Source organism: Sphingobium sp. RS1 (assembly GCF_056156825.1).
This window is the reverse complement of record NZ_JBLZXE010000002.1, coordinates 2,074,355-2,091,450: the sequence shown is the minus strand read 5'-3', so window position 1 is coordinate 2,091,450 and position 17,096 is coordinate 2,074,355. Positions and strand designations below refer to the sequence as shown.

General features: G+C 65.1%; 17 protein-coding genes. 6 read left to right on the top strand and 11 right to left on the bottom strand.

Annotation, left to right across the window (positions count from 1 at the left end):
• Positions 1 to 3 precede the first annotated feature (3 nt).
• The 8 genes from ACNHGR_RS11910 to ACNHGR_RS11875 form a co-directional block, all read right to left on the bottom strand.
• Positions 4 to 726, bottom strand: a complete 723-nt coding sequence (locus ACNHGR_RS11910; protein WP_475286328.1) for a response regulator transcription factor — start codon at positions 724 to 726, stop codon at positions 4 to 6.
• Positions 692 to 1,693 (bottom strand): sulfotransferase family protein, encoded by a 1,002-nt coding sequence (locus tag ACNHGR_RS11905; protein ID WP_475286326.1) that lies wholly within the window; start codon positions 1,691 to 1,693, stop codon positions 692 to 694. Before ACNHGR_RS11905 ends, ACNHGR_RS11910 begins: the two co-directional genes overlap by 35 nt.
• The gene (locus ACNHGR_RS11900; RefSeq protein WP_475286324.1) at positions 1,693 to 2,841 is read right to left on the bottom strand and encodes a glycosyltransferase family 4 protein; all 1,149 of its coding nucleotides are present in this window, start codon (positions 2,839 to 2,841) and stop codon (positions 1,693 to 1,695) included. The genes ACNHGR_RS11905 and ACNHGR_RS11900 overlap by 1 nt, the downstream gene beginning before the upstream one ends.
• Positions 2,834 to 4,066: a glycosyl transferase gene (locus ACNHGR_RS11895; RefSeq protein ID WP_475286322.1), complete on the bottom strand. Its 1,233-nt coding sequence runs from the start codon at positions 4,064 to 4,066 to the stop codon at positions 2,834 to 2,836. Before ACNHGR_RS11895 ends, ACNHGR_RS11900 begins: the two co-directional genes overlap by 8 nt.
• Before the next feature lie 152 nt (positions 4,067 to 4,218).
• Entirely contained in the window at positions 4,219 to 5,058 is an 840-nt protein-coding gene (dapD, locus tag ACNHGR_RS11890; protein ID WP_475286320.1) for a 2,3,4,5-tetrahydropyridine-2,6-dicarboxylate N-succinyltransferase, read from the bottom strand.
• Positions 5,055 to 5,726, bottom strand: coding sequence for a pyrimidine 5'-nucleotidase (locus tag ACNHGR_RS11885; RefSeq protein WP_475286318.1), 672 nt, complete (start codon positions 5,724 to 5,726; stop codon positions 5,055 to 5,057). Before ACNHGR_RS11885 ends, dapD begins: the two co-directional genes overlap by 4 nt.
• 107 nt (positions 5,727 to 5,833) lie before the next feature.
• Positions 5,834 to 6,709, bottom strand: coding sequence for an LOG family protein (locus tag ACNHGR_RS11880; RefSeq protein WP_184267516.1), 876 nt, complete (start codon positions 6,707 to 6,709; stop codon positions 5,834 to 5,836).
• A 278-nt stretch (positions 6,710 to 6,987) separates the two neighbouring features.
• Positions 6,988 to 7,677 carry an extensin family protein gene (locus ACNHGR_RS11875; RefSeq protein WP_184272075.1) on the bottom strand — a complete coding sequence of 230 codons (690 nt, stop codon included), beginning with the start codon at positions 7,675 to 7,677 and terminating at the stop codon, positions 6,988 to 6,990.
• 162 nt (positions 7,678 to 7,839) lie between these two features.
• Between ACNHGR_RS11875 and ACNHGR_RS11870 the strand changes: the two genes are divergently transcribed.
• From ACNHGR_RS11870 to ACNHGR_RS11860, 3 genes are all read left to right on the top strand, one after another.
• Positions 7,840 to 9,003, top strand: coding sequence for a phosphoserine transaminase (locus ACNHGR_RS11870; RefSeq protein WP_475286316.1), 1,164 nt, complete (start codon positions 7,840 to 7,842; stop codon positions 9,001 to 9,003).
• Positions 9,004 to 9,114: 111 nt separating this feature from the next.
• Entirely contained in the window at positions 9,115 to 10,695 is a 1,581-nt protein-coding gene (serA, locus tag ACNHGR_RS11865; RefSeq protein ID WP_475286314.1) for a phosphoglycerate dehydrogenase, read from the top strand.
• 60 nt (positions 10,696 to 10,755) lie between these two features.
• Positions 10,756 to 11,892, top strand: coding sequence for an ATP phosphoribosyltransferase regulatory subunit (locus ACNHGR_RS11860; protein ID WP_184272072.1), 1,137 nt, complete (start codon positions 10,756 to 10,758; stop codon positions 11,890 to 11,892).
• Here the strand turns inward: ACNHGR_RS11860 and ACNHGR_RS11855 are convergent.
• Positions 11,886 to 12,782, bottom strand: a complete 897-nt coding sequence (locus tag ACNHGR_RS11855; protein WP_475288399.1) for an alpha/beta fold hydrolase — start codon at positions 12,780 to 12,782, stop codon at positions 11,886 to 11,888. The two genes, ACNHGR_RS11860 and ACNHGR_RS11855, sit on opposite strands and share 7 nt — an antisense overlap.
• A 219-nt stretch (positions 12,783 to 13,001) precedes the next feature.
• Between ACNHGR_RS11855 and ACNHGR_RS11850 the strand changes: the two genes are divergently transcribed.
• The 3 genes from ACNHGR_RS11850 (at position 13,002) to ACNHGR_RS11840 (ending at position 15,110) form a co-directional block, all read left to right on the top strand.
• Positions 13,002 to 14,291, top strand: coding sequence for an adenylosuccinate synthase (locus ACNHGR_RS11850; protein WP_184267509.1), 1,290 nt, complete (start codon positions 13,002 to 13,004; stop codon positions 14,289 to 14,291).
• 5 nt (positions 14,292 to 14,296) lie between these two features.
• Complete coding sequence (locus ACNHGR_RS11845; protein WP_184267507.1) at positions 14,297 to 14,479, top strand: hypothetical protein; 183 nt, start codon at positions 14,297 to 14,299, stop codon at positions 14,477 to 14,479.
• A gap of 61 nt (positions 14,480 to 14,540) precedes the next feature.
• Complete coding sequence (locus tag ACNHGR_RS11840; protein WP_475286312.1) at positions 14,541 to 15,110, top strand: NADPH-dependent FMN reductase; 570 nt, start codon at positions 14,541 to 14,543, stop codon at positions 15,108 to 15,110.
• Here the strand turns inward: ACNHGR_RS11840 and ACNHGR_RS11835 are convergent.
• Together ACNHGR_RS11835 and ACNHGR_RS11830 are read right to left on the bottom strand one after the other, a co-directional pair.
• Positions 15,073 to 15,699 (bottom strand): Pr6Pr family membrane protein, encoded by a 627-nt coding sequence (locus ACNHGR_RS11835; protein WP_475286310.1) that lies wholly within the window; start codon positions 15,697 to 15,699, stop codon positions 15,073 to 15,075. The genes ACNHGR_RS11840 and ACNHGR_RS11835 overlap by 38 nt on opposite strands.
• The gene (locus ACNHGR_RS11830) at positions 15,696 to 17,003 is read right to left on the bottom strand and encodes a dicarboxylate/amino acid:cation symporter (RefSeq protein WP_475286307.1); all 1,308 of its coding nucleotides are present in this window, start codon (positions 17,001 to 17,003) and stop codon (positions 15,696 to 15,698) included. The genes ACNHGR_RS11835 and ACNHGR_RS11830 overlap by 4 nt, the downstream gene beginning before the upstream one ends.
• Positions 17,004 to 17,096 lie beyond the last annotated feature (93 nt).

The window sequence follows — 17,096 nt, the reverse complement described above, 5'->3', positions numbered from 1 at the left end:
GGGTCAGTGCGTCACGCTGTGGACGAACATATAGCCTTCGTTGCGGATCGTGCGGATGACCGGGCCCTTGAGGCCGCAGGCCGACAATTTGCGCCGCAACCGGCATAGCTGGACGTCGATCGACCGGTCATAATGGTCGGCGGTCGCGCCATAGACGCGGTCGAGCAGGCGGCTGCGATCGAGCACCTGCCGCGGATGTTCGATGAAGACGCGCAGCAACTGGAATTCGCCGTCGGACAGGGCGACCGGCATGCCGACCGGATCGAACAGCTGGCCGGTGGTCATGTCCACGCGCCAGCCTTCAAACGAGGCGAAGCTGCGGGCCACCGGAGCATCCGCCCGCTGGGCCGACCCGGCGCGGCCGCGCAGGGCCGCCCGGATGCGGGCGAGCAGCTCGCGCGGGTTGGCTGGCTTGCACAGGCAGTCTTCCGCGCCCAGTTCCAGCGCGGCGATCCGGTCCGCTTCGCTACAGGCGGCGCTGTGGACGATCACCGGCAGGCGCCGCTCTATCGCCAGTTCACGCAGCAATGCGGCGCCCTGATCCGGCGCGATGGCAGGATCGAACACGACCAGCGCATAATCTTCTTCCGCCAGCCGCTCGCGCATCTGGAGCGGGGTGTCGGCGCCGGTGACATGCAGTCCGTAGCGGGCGAAATTGTCGGCCAGCTGGCCGATATGGGTGGCGTCATCGTCAACGATGAGCAGGTGACTGAGCATGACCGTCATATGCGCAAGGACGCTGCCGCCAGCGCAGAACCGTCCCGTCCCCATCCCTGTTGTTGGCATCATTGCGCGCCTGCCATTGTAGCCGCGCCGCCAGCAGTCGCTCACCGGGAGCGAAATGGGCGCGCAGCCGGGCGGCCAGCGCATCGTCGAGCAGGTCGCGGGTGCCGAGCGGGCGGCCGAACCGGCCCGATCCGTTGGCCCGGCGCAGCAGGGTACGGCTGAGGCCGTACCAGCCGGGAATATGGACCAGCCAGCTTTTGTCAGCCACGGCGCGGCGGGTGAAGAGGTTCATCGCCCGCGCCAGCGACAGCAAGGGCAGGCTGAGCGAGGGATTGCGCGTGCCCCAGTTGATTTGGGCCAGATCTACGTCCAGCCCGAAGCGTGCCGCATAGGCAGCGGCAAAGCCGCGCGGATCGGCACGAAAATCCTCATAGCGGAAGACATGGACCCGGTCCGGCCCGAACAGTGCGTCATAATGGGTTATCAGCCGGACATAGTCGAAATGGTCGAGCCTGAAGCCCGGAGGCTCATCCCGTTCCGGCGCCACCGGGCTGAGGCGGTCGCGGCCGAACAGATAGCGGCGCAGGCCGAAGGTGCCCCCGCCCTTCACATATTGCAGCCAGGCGGACACGATCGCAGACAGCGGGTCGCGCACGAAGATAACGATCTGCGCATGGGGCAGGGTGCGTAGGATACGGTCGGCGACATCCTTGGACAGATTGCCGGCGAGGCCACCATTATGCAGGCCGCCGGTGAGATTTTCCTCGCACAATATCGCCTGTTCGGGGGCCTCGCCCAGATGCGTCCGTGCCTCCACCGGATCGAAATGCAGCGCCCCCGGCGCGAGGAAGGCGGCGCGGACGGTGGCGCGGGGGATGTAGCGGCGGTTGCGCACCACCGGATAGAAGCGATCCTGAAACCAGGTCGTGCCGGTCTTGTGATAGCCGATATGGACGATCGGTCCCATCAGGCGGCCTCGGCCAGCGGGGCAGCCCGGTCAGCCGGCGTGGCAGGCAGTTCGCCCAGGCACAGGCGGCAATGCCGGTCCCAGGACAGATTTTCGCTGGCCCAGACGCGCGCCCGTTCGCCGATGCGGCGGCACAGCGCCGGGTCGGACGCCAGCAGGTCGACGGCGGTGCGGATCGCGTCGATCGACCGGCCATCGACGACGAAACCGGTGACGCCGTCCTTCACAAATTCGGCCGGGCCGCCATCCTGCCCGACGATACAGACCAGCCCCTGCGCCATGGCGTCGGCGATGGACAGGCCGAAGCCTTCCACTTCCGCACCATCTTCCAGCGCGATCTGCGGGTGGAGGAAGATGTCGGCGCCGGCATAGGCGGCGGCCAGTTCCCCGGCGGGGACATAGCCGGCCATGGTCACGCTGGTGTCGAGGCCGCAATGGCGGATCGTCTCGCGCACCCGCACCGAATCGACGCCACGGCCGATGATGACATGGCGCAGATGCGCGCCCGCCTGTACGCAGCCTGCGACGGCAAGCACGGCCGCCGCGACATTCTTGCGCGCGACCAGCCGGCAGACGGTCAGCAACTGAGCCGGGCCATCGCCCTGGGCAAAGCGGGTCGGCTGGCGAGGCGCGGGCGTGACCACCCCGTTCCAGGCGGTGACGGTGCGCGCGGCCAGATGCGGCAGGCGCGCGAGCAAAAGGCTGCGGGTGACGTCGCTGACCGCGACGATCCGCCGTGCCCGCTTCAGCGTCAGGCGCAGCAGCATCAGCGCCAGTCCGCGCGGACGGCCCACTTCGCGGCCATGGATGGTGACGACCAGCGGCCGGGGAAAGAGCAGGGCGGGCAGCGCCGCGCGCCAGGTGCAGGCGTGGATCAGCGCCGGGCGATTGCCGCTGACCCAGGCGGCCAGCATCGCGCGGAACAGGCGCCAATAGACCGCCATCATTGACGCCGCGCCGACATCGATCAACTCCATCCCATCCAGCTGCTCGCGGCGCGGGCCGGCCGAGCTTTTGGCGAAGATGGTGACGCGGCGACCCTGCGCCGCATAGGCGCTGGCGACTTCGCGAGCATAGGTCTGCACCCCGCCTTCATCGGGTGCAAATACGCGGGCAACGAGCCATATGGATGGAAACATGTCAGGCATGGGCGGCAAGGTCCAGTCGAGGGAGGCCGTCAGGGGACGGGCGGGCAGCGGTCTGGCTGCGTTGGAGATAGTGGGACAGGGCACGGGCCGCGCGAGCGCCAGCGCCGGCATCCAATGTGCCGAAGGTGCGTGTGACGCCCTGCTGCTGTGCGTCGGCATAGGCGGCATGGTCCGCAATTGCTGCCGCCGCGGCATCGGCTATGCCCTGCGCGTGCTCCAGCACCGGGCCATAATGCCAGTGACCATAGCTGCGATCCTCCTGCCAGTCGGCGCGATGACCGTTCAGGAACAGGCAGGGGCGGGGACGGGCGAGATATTCGTAGATCTGGCTCGACACGTCACCCAGATAGAGCGAGGCCATATGGACATAGCGCATGTCGACGCTGGCCCGGCTGCCCAGGTCGACATGGATATGGGGCAGGCTGGCAAGATCGGCCAGCCGATCTTCCATCGCCGCCCTTTTCCGACGATTGTCGAACAGCCGGATATGAGGCGCGACGATCAGGTTGAACCGGTCGTCCTGTGCGAACTGGCGGATCACCTCTTCCCCCATGGTCGGCCATGAGGACAGTTTGGGCGAGAAATGCGGGTTGTAGAGGATGACCGGCCGATCCTGCGCAAATAGTCGGTTTCGGTCGCCATGCGGACGGGTCAGGTCGAACTTGTTGTAGCCGCTGATCGCATAATGGCCTTCGCGGATCAGCCCTTCGTCCAGCATCCGCCGCCGCTGCTTCTCGCCCGCCAGCAGCACGAAATCGAACTGGGCGATGCGCCGGTCATAGCCGACCGCCCGGTCGCCGGCGCCATGGCAGGTGTGAATGAAGCGGGTGTGCGACAGGCCGAGCCGCTTGAGCAGCAGCGATGTGCGTTCGGGCACGACGATCGCGTCATAACCGGCGAGGTGACGCCGGGCGGCGATCAGGCTGGCGATCTTGGGCGGGATGGTGGCGCCGGTCAGTCCCGCCAGCGCGTCCAGCCAGCGACCGCCGCAGCGCAGGAAACGGATCGGCCCGGCACCCTGCGCCGACGCGATGTCGCGCGCCAGCGCCAGATGATCGTCGGTCGCGGCCATGACGTCCACGGCAAAGCCGGGATCGCGCGACAGGGCGATGGCGATCGGCAGGGCGTGGAAAAGCTGATGGATCTGGGCATTGAAGAAGAAGCACAGCCGCTGCGGCGGGGCCAGCGTCGCGGCGTCGCTCCGGTCGAACCAGTCGCGTCCCATGATAATCTCCGTTCGAGCAGACCCGAACGGAGCAATGCCACGCTATTATCGCGAGGGAATTTCAGAGTGCGTCAGCCGTAGCGTCGCCTGTAACAAAGGCGCGACGCAAGCGCCGGGCAGCGCAACAATTGCGCCGCCCGGCCGATGAGGGATCAGTCGCGCAACAGTTCGTTGATGCCGGTCTTGGAGCGCGTCTGGGCGTCCACGCGCTTGACGATCACGGCGCAATAGAGGCTGGGGCCGGGCGTGCCGTCGGGCAGGGGCTTGCCGGGCAGGCTGCCGGGGACGATGACCGAATAGGGCGGGACTTCGCCCATGAAAACTTCGCCAGTGGCGCGGTCGATGATCTTGGTCGACTGGCCGATGAACACGCCCATCGACAGGACCGAACCCTTGCCGATGCGTACGCCTTCGACGACTTCGGAGCGGGCGCCGATGAAACAGTCATCCTCGATGATGACCGGATCGGCCTGCAACGGTTCCAGCACGCCGCCGATGCCGACGCCGCCCGACAGGTGGACATTCTTGCCGATCTGGGCGCAGCTGCCGACCGTTGCCCAGGCGTCGACCATCGTGCCTTCATCGACGAAGGCGCCGATATTGACGAAGCTGGGCATCAGGATGACGTTCTTCGCGATATGCGCGCCGGCGCGGGCGAAGCTGCCCGGCACGGCGCGGAAACCGGCGGCGCGGAAGGCGGCCTCGTCCCAGCCGGCGAACTTGCTCGGCACCTTGTCGAACCAGTGGCCGGCGCCGGGGCCATTGTCGATCATCACATTGTCGTTCAGGCGGAAGGACAGGAGCACCGCCTTCTTCGCCCACTGGTTGACCTGCCAGCCATCCGCCGTCGGCTCGGCCACGCGCAGTGCGCCGCTGTCGAGCAGGGCGAGCGCCTTGTCGACGGCCTGACGGACGTCGCCCTGGGTCTGAAGGTTGACGTTGGCGCGGTCTTCCCACGCGGCGTCGATGGTGGCGATCAAATCTTGGCTCATGCTTTTGTCCCCAGAATATCGGCCAGAAATGGCGTCAGATGGTCGGTTTCGTAATCGATGAAATCGGGATGATGGCCGTGGTCGCCCGCTTCGGAGCCGTTATTGACCCAGATCGTCGTCATGCCGATCGCCTTGGCGGGCGACAAGTTGCGCGCCATATCCTCGAAGAAGGCGGCGCGGGTGGGATCGACGCTGTGCACACGGCACAATTCCGCATAGCCCGAGGGATCGGGCTTCGGAATATATTGGCAGGCATGGATGTCGTGGATCAGTTCGAACGCGCCAGCCAGGCCGAGGCGATCGAGTACGCGGCCGGCATAGGCAGCGTCGCCATTGGTGAAGATCAGGCGGCGGCCGGGCAGGGCGGCGATATGGGCATTGAGCGCCGGGTCGACCTCCAGCCGGTCCATCGAGATGTCGTGGACATAATCAAGGAAGGTGCGCGGTTCGATGCCATGATGATGCATCAGCCCCGACAGCGTCGTGCCATGCTCCAGAAAATAGCGCTTCTGCGTCTGTTTCGCGATGACCGGATCGCAGCCCAGCAAGCCCTGGATATATTCGCCCATCTTCACGTCGATCAGCGCGAACAGGTCCGCCTTCGCCGGATAGAGCGTATTGTCCAGATCGAAGATCCATGTGTCGACATGGTCGAGGTCGGCGCGCATGGCCGCGCCCTAGTCCCACCGGGCGGGCAGGGCAAGCGCGGAGGCGCTTTTGCGCAACATCCGTTCGTTTCGAAGGGCTCGAAACGAACGGAGCTTTCGCCGATGATTCAGCAGCCAGGGGCTTCGCTATCCTGATAGAAGGTCTGCACCGCGGCCCATGCGTCCTCTGCGCTTTCGACCCAGGTCAGCAGGTTGAGGTCGCTATGCGAAATCACGCCTTCATCCGCCAGCGCCTCGAAATCGACCACGCGGGTCCAGAAATCCTTGCCGAACAGCAGGATCGGGATCGGCTTCATCTTGCCGGTCTGAATGAGCGTCAGCAGTTCGAACATCTCGTCGAACGTGCCGAAGCCGCCGGGGAAGACGGCAAGGGCACGGGCACGCAGCAGGAAGTGCATCTTGCGCAGCGCGAAATAGTGGAACTGGAAACTGAGTTCCGGCGTGACATAGGGGTTGGGCGCCTGCTCATGCGGCAGGACGATGTTCATGCCGATGGTCGTCTGGCCGACATCCTGCGCGCCGCGATTGGCGGCCTCCATGATCGATGGGCCGCCGCCCGAACAGACGACGAAGTGGCGGCAACCCGCCGCGTTCACCGGATATTGCGCTGCGATCCGCGCCAGCTTGCGCGCTTCTTCATAATAACGAGCCTTGGCGCCCAGATTTTCGGCGATGCGCTTCTGTTCGGGCGTGGTCGCGGCATCGATCCGGGCCTGCACCTGCTCAGGTTCGGGAATGCGCGCCGATCCGTAGAAGACGAAGGTGGATTCGATCTTCGCCTCGTCCATCAGCAATTGGGGTTTGAGCAATTCCAGCTGGAACCGCACCGGGCGCAGATCCTCGCGCAGCAGGAAGTCGGTATCCTGGAAGGCGAGCTTGTAGGCGGCGCTTTGCGTCTGGGGTGTGCCAAGCTGCTTCTTGGCGTCATGGGCCTCTTCGCGGGCCGGGCGGAATTTGCGTTCTTCGATTTCTTTTTTCGTCATTTGCACCAACTTAGTGTCGGGCAGTGACAAATCCAAGTCTGCATCCGCGCAAATGCGGCGACAGGATCATCCCGGCTTAACTTCGCACATTTCCCGCATATTTGGACATTTCGTTACGTGCTGCTGATCCTATCGGAAAGTGGCAAGCCTCGTGGCGCCATCCGGCGGCGTTTGTCCATTCATCGCAAAATCGGGCAATGTAGGACAGCTTTTCCCGATTGGCGGCAAAAGTCGCCCCCGCCGATTTAGCGGCAAAACCCCCCACGTTTCTAATTCCGTTACCGGCAAAAGCCGCCGCGGCCGCCCATGTCGAAATGGAAATGGTCGTGATGTGCGGCGTTGTAATCCGGGCTCAGCACTGTGTTGAACCGCTTGCAGGCGCTGGCATGGACGATTTTCAAGAATTGGCGGGTCTGCCGGTCGCCGTCCCAATCCTTCTGGATGCTGATTCGCCGGCCATCGGACAGGACGAAGGCGGACACATCGATCGCATTGCTGTGGGCATGTTCGGACAGCTTGCCGCTGCCCGCGATCGGTCGGCAATTATAGGTGCCGAACGTCTCGATCTTCTCGATCTCCGCGCCGAAGATGACGCGCGCGGCGGGCTGGACGCCATATCTGGCCCAGGCCGCGAAATTGGCGGCGAGGTTGCAGGTCATCGCGCCCAGATTGGTTGTTGGCACGCCGATATCGGTCAGTTTGACGCTGTTCAACGCGCTGCATCCGCCGCCGAAATTCTGGTCAGGCAGCGGGGTGAAGGCGACGGCCTGCGATGTCAGCTTTGCGAAACATTGCCGCGTTTCCAGCGCCGGGCGGGCCGGCGCGCGGACGGGCGGTGGGGCCTTTGGCGCGGTCGCCACACGGCCGCGCGGGACCAGATCGCCGCTACAGGCGCTCAGCATGATCGCGCAGGCGGCGGCGAGGGCCGCGCCGCGCAGAAATCCCGTTTCTGTCACCCGCTCTTCCATGAATCGGATGTTTACCATCGCGAATCTTTACGAAAGTTAACCGCCTCCTGCGGCTCATCGCATTTCGATATTCGGCTTGACTCTTTTTTCGATGCCACTAGTGCGGCCGACGGGCCACGCGGTCCCAACGCCGCGCGTGCTCTCTGTAAGGAGAAGCATTACATGACTGATTTGACTGCCGTTGACGCCAACCTTGCGCCTGCCGCAAAGCCCGCTACCCGTCCGGCTCGCCCCTTTTTCTCTTCCGGTCCCTGCGCCAAGCCTCCGGGCTGGGATGCCGCCAAGCTGGCTACTGAGTCGCTCGGCCGTTCGCACCGCGCCAAGATCGGCAAGACCCGTCTCGCCTACAGCATCGACCTGATGCGCGAGTTGCTGAACCTGCCCGACACGCACCGCATCGGCATCGTGCCGGGCAGCGACACCGGCGCGTTCGAAATGGCGATGTGGACCATGCTGGGCGCGCGCCCGGTGACGACGCTGGCCTGGGAAAGCTTCGGCGAAGGCTGGGTAACGGACGCTGCCAAGCAGCTGAAGCTCGACCCCACCGTGATCCGCGCCGACTATGGCCAGCTGCCCGACCTGTCGACCGTCGATTTCAGCAATGACGTGCTGTTCACCTGGAACGGCACCACGTCGGGCGTGCGCGTGCCGAATGCCGACTGGATCCCGGCCGACCGTGAAGGCCTGACCTTCGCCGACGCGACCAGCGCCGTGTTCGCTTACGACATCGACTGGGCGAAGATCGACGTCGCTACCTTCTCCTGGCAGAAGGTGCTGGGCGGCGAGGGCGGCCATGGCGTGCTGATCCTTGGCCCCCGCGCTGTCGAGCGTCTGGAAACCCATACTCCCGCATGGCCGCTGCCCAAGGTGTTCCGCCTGATGGCGAAGGGCAAGCTGGCCGAAGGCGTGTTCAAGGGTGAAACCATCAACACCCCGTCCATGCTGGCGGTGGAAGACGCGATCTTCGCGCTGGAATGGGGCAAGTCGCTGGGCGGTTCGGCCGGCCTGATCGCGCGCAGCGATGCCAATGCGGCCGCGCTGAACAAGATCGTCGCAGAGCGGGATTGGTTGGGCCATCTCGCCATCGATGAAGCTTCGCGGTCGAAGACCAGCGTCTGCCTGACCGTCGAGGGCGCCGACGAAGCCTTCATCAAGGCCTTTGCCGCCCTCCTCGAAAAGGAAGGCGCCGCCTATGACGTTGCGGGCTATCGCGACGCCCCGGCGGGCCTGCGCATCTGGTGCGGCGCGACCGTCGAAACGGCGGATATCGAAGCGCTCGGTCCGTGGCTCGACTGGGCCTATGCCCAGACGAAGGCTGCCGCTTAACCCAATTCTATGCCGTGCTCCTGCGAAAGCAGGAGCCCAGGGCGGCCAAGTTCCGCCCATGAACCCTGGGCTCCTGCTTTCGCAGGAGCACCAAGAGACAAGGATATTCTCATGCCCAAAGTCCTTATTTCCGACAAGATGGACCCCCGCGCCGCCGCAATCTTAAAGGAGCGCGGTGTGGAGGTCGACGTCATCACCGGCAAGACCCCCGAAGAACTGATCGCCATCATCGGTGACTATGATGGCCTCGCCATCCGCAGCTCGACCAAGGTTACCAAGGAAATCCTCGACGCCGCGACCAATTTGAAGGTCATTGGTCGCGCCGGCATTGGCGTCGACAATGTCGACATTCCTTATGCCTCGTCCAAGGGCGTGATCGTGATGAACACGCCGTTCGGCAACAGCATCACCACCGCCGAACATGCCATCGCTCTGATGTTCGCGCTGGCCCGCCAACTGCCCGAGGCGAACGCCCAGACGCAGCAGGGCCTGTGGCCCAAGAACGGCTTCATGGGCGTGGAAGTCACCGGCAAGACGCTGGGCCTGATCGGTGCCGGCAATATCGGTTCGATCGTCGCCACCCGCGCGCTGGGCCTGAAGATGAAGGTCGTTGCCTTCGACCCGTTCCTGACGCCGGAACGCGCCATCGAAATGGGCGTGGAAAAGGCCGATCTCGACACGCTGCTGGCGAAGGCCGACTTCATCACGCTGCACACGCCGCTGACCGACCAGACCCGCAACATTCTGAGCCGCGAAAATCTGGCCAAGACCAAGAAGGGCGTGCGCATCATCAACTGCGCCCGTGGTGGCCTGATCGACGAAGCGGCGCTGAAGGAAGCGCTGGATTCGGGCCAGGTGGCTGGCGCCGCGCTGGACGTGTTCCAGACCGAGCCGGCCAAGGAATCGCCGCTGTTCGGCACGCCCAACTTCATCTGCACCCCGCATCTGGGCGCGTCGACCGACGAAGCGCAGGTCAATGTGGCGTTGCAGGTTGCCGATCAGCTCAGCGACTATCTGCTCGACGGTGGCATCACCAACGCGCTGAACGTGCCGTCGCTGTCGGCTGAAGAAGCCCCGAAGCTCAAGCCCTATATGGCGCTGGCGGAAAAGCTGGGCAGCCTCGTCGGCCAGCTGGAAGGCGACGCCATCACCGGCGTTGCGGTGGAAGTGGAAGGCCATGCCGCCGAACTGAACCAGAAGCCCATCACCGCGGCGGTCCTCGCCGGCCTGATGCGCGTCTATTCGGACACGGTGAACATGGTCAACGCGCCCTTCCTCGCGAAGGAACGCGGCCTTGACGTGCGCGAAGTGCGTCATGACCGCGAAGGGGACTATCAGACCCTCGTCCGCGTCACCGTCACCACCGAAAGCGGCGAGCGTTCGGTCGCCGGCACGCTGTTCGGTCATGCCCAGCCGCGTCTGGTCGAACTGTTCGGCATCAAGGTGGAAGCCGATCTGGACGGCACGATGCTCTACATCGTCAACCAGGACGCGCCGGGCTTCATCGGCCGTCTGGGTAGCAAGCTGGGCGAGGCCGAAGTCAATATCGGCACCTTCCACCTCGGCCGTCGCAACCAGGGCGGCGAAGCCGTGCTGCTGTTGTCGGTCGACGGCACGGTCACCGAGCCGATGCGCTGGGAAATCTGCAACCTCACCGGCGTGAAGCAGGTGAAGCTGCTGCGTTTCGCGTAACAGCCGACCGGGTTCGGGCTGGTCTTGCGCACATAAGTTGCTAAAGGCCAGCCCATGACCATGACGACCAGCGTGATCCCGCCAAGCCTGCTCCCGGAGGGGCTTTCCGACCGTCTGCCGCCGCAGGCCGAAGCCTCTGCGCGTCTGGCGCGCCGTGTGCTCGATACGGTCGCGGCCCACGGCTATGAACGGGTCATGCCGCCGCTCGCTGAGTTCGAGGATACACTGACCCAGCGCCTCAAGTCGATGCGTGCGCAGGATCTGGTGCGCGCCGTTGATCCCGTCTCGCAGCGCAGTCTCGCCTTCCGTCCGGACATGACGGCGCAGGTCGGCCGTATCGCCGCCACCCGCATGGCCAGCGCGCCGCGTCCGCTGCGCCTTTCCTATGCCGGCCCGGTCATCCGCCAGAAGGCGAGCCAACTCCGCCCCGAGCGCGAGAAGATGCAACTGGGCGCCGAACTGATCGGCAGCGACAGCGCCGCAGCCGCGGTCGAGATCGTCAATATCGCGATCGAGGCGTTGCAGGCTGCGGGCGTCGCCGGCATCACCATCGACTTCACCCTGCCAGACCTGATTGACGCGCTGGCCGCCGGGCCGCTGCCGCTGGCCGCCAATGAGGTGGAGGCTGTGCGTGCCGGACTGGACGCCAAGGATGCCGGCGCGCTGGTCGCGATCAGCCCCGCCGCCGCTGCCTATCTGCCGCTCATCGAGGCGACCGGTCCCTTCCACGCCGCGATGGAAAAGCTGGAAGCGTTCAGCGCGCTGCTGGGGGGCGCGATCGATAGTCGCATCGCGGGCCTGCGCGCCATTGCCAAGCCGATCGGCTGGGACATCACGCTGACGCTCGATCCGACCGAGCGGCACGGCTTCGAATTTCAGAACTGGTTCGGATTCTCCATCTTTGCCGAGGGGTTTATCGGCGAGATCGGGCGCGGCGGCAGCTACGCCATCGCGCGCGCCGACGGGGCAGACGAGCCGGCCATGGGCTTCTCGCTCTATCCCGATCCGCTGATCGATGCGGGCTTTGGTGGCGATAGCCCGAAGCGGCTGTTTCTGCCGCTGGGCCATGATGCCGCGCGCGCTGCCGCGTTGCGGGCTGAGGGCTGGCACACGGTCGCGGCCTTGTCCGAAGGCGAAGATGGCGCGGCCCAGCGCTGCTCGCACTGGCTGGATGGTGCGGCGCCGCGCGCTTACTGAGCGAAGATGCGCTTCAGCCAGTCATCCACGATCAGGGTGCCCGCATAATCGGGGTCGCCCATCGACCGGTTGATCTGCATATGGCCGCGTAGCCCGCGTCCTTCCAGCGCATGCACCTCTGCCGACGTGCCGGCCGTCTTGAGCGCGGTGGCGAGGCTCTCCGACTGGGCGGTGCCGTCTGCCCGGTCGACATGCAGGATCAGGAAGGCGGGGGCGTTTGGCTTGGCCGCCTGAAGCGTCGGCGACAGCGCCTTCTGCCGCGCCGGATCGGTGCCGAACGCCTGTTCATAGGTGCCGGCCATGAAGCGCCCGCCCTGCGCCATTTGCTTGCCCACGTCATAGGCCGCGCCGTCGAGCGGGATGATGCCCTTCACCGCATCGGGCTTCAACCCGGCCTTCGCGAAATAGCGCATGTCGGTGCCGACCAGCGCCACCAGATGCGCGCCCGCGCTATGGCCCATCAGGACGATCCGGTCGGGATCGAAGCCCAGCGTACCTGCCTTGCCGCGCAGATAGGCGAGGGCATCCGCCACATCCTGCGCCTGCTGCTCGACCGTGGCGTCGGGCACGAGCCGATAGTTGATCGACGCGAAGGCATAGCCCAGCCCGGTATAATGATCGACCTTGGCCGCGCCGGTCGCATTGTCCTTGTCGCCGCGCTTCCACCCGCCGCCATGGACGAAGAGGATGAGCGGGGGCTTTGCGCCCTTGCCGCGCCAATAGTCGAGCGATTGGAGCGCATCCCTGCCATATGTCATGGGCTGCCCGCCGGTGGCCGGCTGCTGTCCATGCGCCGTGCGGGCGGCCCATCGTTCGCGCATCGTCTGCGCGTCGGCACTGCCAGCCGTTAGCAAGGCCGGGATCAGCAACAGGGAAAATCGTCCGCGCATCATTTCCTCCACTTCCCCGTCATGATCGTTCCGCCGCATGTCCGGGTAAAGCCGTCACGCTGTATCAAAGTGTAATGGCGCTCCTGCCTTGACGTGCCGCGCCCGCGCGGCTAACGCGCGGCCCGCATAGGGTGCTGCGGCGCCCGCTCTATCCCACCGGCATGCCGAGTCCCGTCGAAGGGCATGGCCGGTCCGCGCGGCGGGCGGAGGACTGTATCTGTGGCAAATGTGACCGTGATCGGCGCCCAGTGGGGTGACGAAGGCAAAGGCAAGATCGTCGACTGGCTGTCGGAACGTGCCGATGTCGTCGCCCGTTTCCAGGGCGGGCATAATGCCGGTCATACGCTGGTGGTGGGCGAGAAGGTCTATAAGCTGTCGCTGCTGCCGTCGGGCATCGTGCGCGGCACGCTCAGCGTCATCGGCAATGGCGTGGTGCTGGACCCCTGGCATTTCCGTGACGAAGTCGCGAAGCTGAAGGGGCAGGGCGTGGAGATCACGCCGGAAAACCTCCAGATCGCCGAAACCTGCCCGCTGATCCTGCCCTTCCACCGCGACCTCGACGGCCTGCGCGAGGATGCGTCGGGCGCCGGCAAGATCGGCACCACGCGTCGCGGCATCGGCCCGGCCTATGAGGACAAGGTCGGCCGTCGCGCCATCCGCGTCTGCGATCTCGCCCATCTGGATGACCTCGATCTTCAGATCGACCGCCTGACCGCCCATCATGACGCGCTGCGCGCCGGCTTTGGCGAAGCGCCGATCGACCGGGCGCAGCTGATGGCGGACCTGACCGAAATCGCTGCCTTCATCCTGCCGTTCGTCAAGCCCGTGTGGCTGACGCTGAACAAGGCGAAGGCCGCCGGCCAGCGCATCCTGTTCGAGGGGGCGCAGGGCACGTTGCTTGACATCGACCATGGCACCTATCCCTTCGTCACCTCGTCCAATACGGTGGCGGGCACGGCGGCGAGCGGTACCGGCCTTGGCCCCAATGCGGCGGGCTTCGTGCTGGGCATCGTCAAGGCCTACACCACCCGCGTGGGTTCCGGCCCGTTCCCGACCGAACTGGACGACGCCACCGGCCAGCGTCTTGGCGAACGTGGCCATGAATTTGGCACCGTCACCGGTCGCAAGCGCCGTTGCGGCTGGTTCGATGCGGTGCTGGTGCGCCAGTCGGTCGCCGTGTCGGGCGTGACCGGCATTGCACTCACCAAGCTGGACGTGCTGGACGGCTTCGACACGCTGAAAATCTGCGTCGGCTACAAGATTGGCGACCAGACCTTCGATTACCTCCCCGCCCATGCGCAGGATCAGGCGAAGGCCGAGCCGATCTACGAGGATATCGAAGGCTGGCAGGACACCACCGCCGGCGCGCGCAGCTGGGCCGAACTGCCGGCGCAGGCGATCAAATATATCCGCCGGATCGAGGAACTGATCGGCTGCCCGGTCACGCTGGTTTCCACGTCACCGGAACGCGAGGACACGATTCTCGTCCGCGATCCCTTCGCGGATTAAAGGGCATGGGCGAACAGCGTTTCGAACGGCACAAGCAGCCCTGGACTCAGGATGAGATCCAGAAGCTGCACACGCTGGCCAAGAAGGGCATGGCGCTGAAGGCGATCGCCAAGGCGCTGACCCGCAGCGAGGAATCGACCAAGGCCCGTGCCAAGGAAGACGGGCTGAACATCGCCAAGCTGCGGTAAGAGTGGACGTTGCCGGGCGCCGGTGCGATAAGCCTTTCCATCACATCAGGGAAGGCTTCGCATGGCGCTCGACATCCTCGTCCTCTACGGTTCCTATCGACGCGGCCGGCTAGGCATCCGCTTGGCCGATTATCTGATCCGGGGTTTCGAAGGGCTGGGCCACAAGGCTGAACTGGTCGATGCGAAGGCGGTGGACCTGCCAATGCTTGACCTGCGCTACAGCGACTATCCGGCTGGCGAAGCGCCGGCCGGCATGGCGAAACTGGCCGATCGCTTGTCTGCTGCGGACGCCTTCGTCTTTGTAGCGGGCGAATATAATCGGGGCATGCAGCCGGGCCTCAAAAATCTGGTCGATCACTATCTCAAGGAATTTGATCGTCGGCCCGCTGCTATCGCCAGCTATTCGGCGGGGCGCTTTGCGGGGGTGAACAGTCATGCCGACTGGACGGTGACGCTGTCGGCCATGGGCATGGCGATCGTGCCGGAACGGCTGAGTGTCGGTCAGATCGGGCAGACGCTGGATGAGCAGGCGCAGCCGCAGGGTGAGGGCGGCGCGGCGTTGGAGCGAGGTTTCGCTGGCTTTGCCAAAAATCTTATCTGGTGGAGCGATGGCGCGAAGGCCGCCCGCTGAACCGGCCGTCGATCCAGACCAATATGTAGCCCGCCAGCACGAAGCCGATCGCGATCAGCAGCGCGTTGATCGCGACTTGCCTGATCCCCAGTTTCGTCAGGTTGATGAAGGGATAGGCATAATGGCCGTCCGCCATCCCGCGCAGCAGGGCATAGGGCAGATAGGCCGCCGGAAAGATGGCCCAGATCCATGGATCGCGGCGGTGCAGCTTGCCCTTGCGCGCGAAGGCGATCCACCAGAGCGTCGCCAGCAGCGGCGTGACCTTGTGCAGCAGCGTGTCGGCGAGCAGCGCATCGCCGCCCAGCGTCACTAGCCCGCGCAACAGGGTGGCCGCGACAATACCGACCAGCAATATCGCCAGCAGTACGCCGCCCGTCCATCGCGGCGTCACCCGGCGCCCGGCTGCCACGGCAGCAAAGGTCAGTGCTACCGCGCCGTTGGTCAGGATCGTGAAGAAGCGCAGCAGCACCCATGAGGTTTCCGTGACCGACCCCGTCTGTGCCAGTGTCACCCGATATTGGATCGTCAGGCCCGCCAACGCCGTGAGTGCGACGATGGCCGCCCCGATCCGCCCCATTGTCTTGTTCATGCCCGCGCCCGCCCATCGTCTTCACCCGCGGAGATCACCGTAGCAGCGACCAGGTCGCCCGTCACATTGAGCGCGGTGCGGCACATGTCGAGGAAGCGGTCGACGCCCAGCACCAACCCAATCCCTTCTGGCGGCACACCGACCATGCCCAGGATCATCGCCACCACCGGCAGCGATCCGGCCGGTACGCCCGCCGTTCCCACGCCACCCAATATGCACACCGCCATCACCATCAATTGTTGCGTCAGGCTGAGGTCGACGCCGAAAAATTGCGCGAGGAAGATGACGGTGATGCCTTCGAACATCGCCGTACCATTCTGGTTGGCGGTCGCGCCGATGGTGAGGACGAAGCGGGATATGCGGCGCGGCAAATGCAGCTTGTCCTCCGCCACGCGGATGGCGGTGGGCAGGGTGGCATTGGACGAGGCGGTGGCAAAGGCCATCACGCTCGCTTCCTGCACCGCTGCGAAGAAGTTCAGCGGCGACCGGCGCGCGATGAAGGCGATCAGCAACGAATAGACGCCGAACATCTGCAAGCCCAGCGCCAGCAATACCACGCCGACATAGGCGGACAGGCGGATGAGCAAGTCCCAGCCGAACTGCGCGGCGAGATTGAACATGAAACAGGCGATGGCGATCGGGGCGAGGCGGATGACGATGCCCATCAGCCGCATCGTGACCTCGAACAGGCCCTCCATCGCGCTCAGCAGCAGCTGCGTTTCCTTCGTCTGCACCAGTACCAGCCCGATGCCAAAGAAGAGCGCGAAGACCATCACCGCCAATATGTCATTGTCGGCCATGGCGCGGATGATGTTTTGCGGGATGATGTTGAGCAGTGCCTCCATCCCCGAAGCTGTTTCGCCGCCCCGGTCGAGGATCGCCTTCGCGCCCTGTCCGGCATCGGCCAGCAGCGCCTTCGCCTGCGCGGGATCGACCCCGCCGCCGGGGCGAAGCAGATTGACCAGGACGAGGCTCAACACCACCGCGATGCCGGAAACGATCAGCGTATAGACCAGGGTTCGCAATCCTACCCGACGGAGCGACCGCAACTCGCCCATTTCGGCAATGCCCACGATCAGCGCCGACACCAGCAGCGGGATGACCAGCATGAACAGCAGGCGCAGGAAGACCTGCCCGATCGGCCCGGTGACATAGGTGGTGATGCTATCGACCCAGCGGGCGTCGGGTGCGCTCATATAGACGATCAGGCCCGCGACCAGCCCGATCAGGAAGCCGGCCAGCATCTGCCACTGGAGCGACAGGGCTGCTTTCTTCTGGCCCGCTTCGGCCGTGTCGCTGGTCATGCGCCTCTCCCCGCTGAACCCTCCGTCAACGAGCAATCTCCATGGCGGTTGCGCTGTGCGCAATATTTCGTTTCGCTGTAGCATCAACGGAGC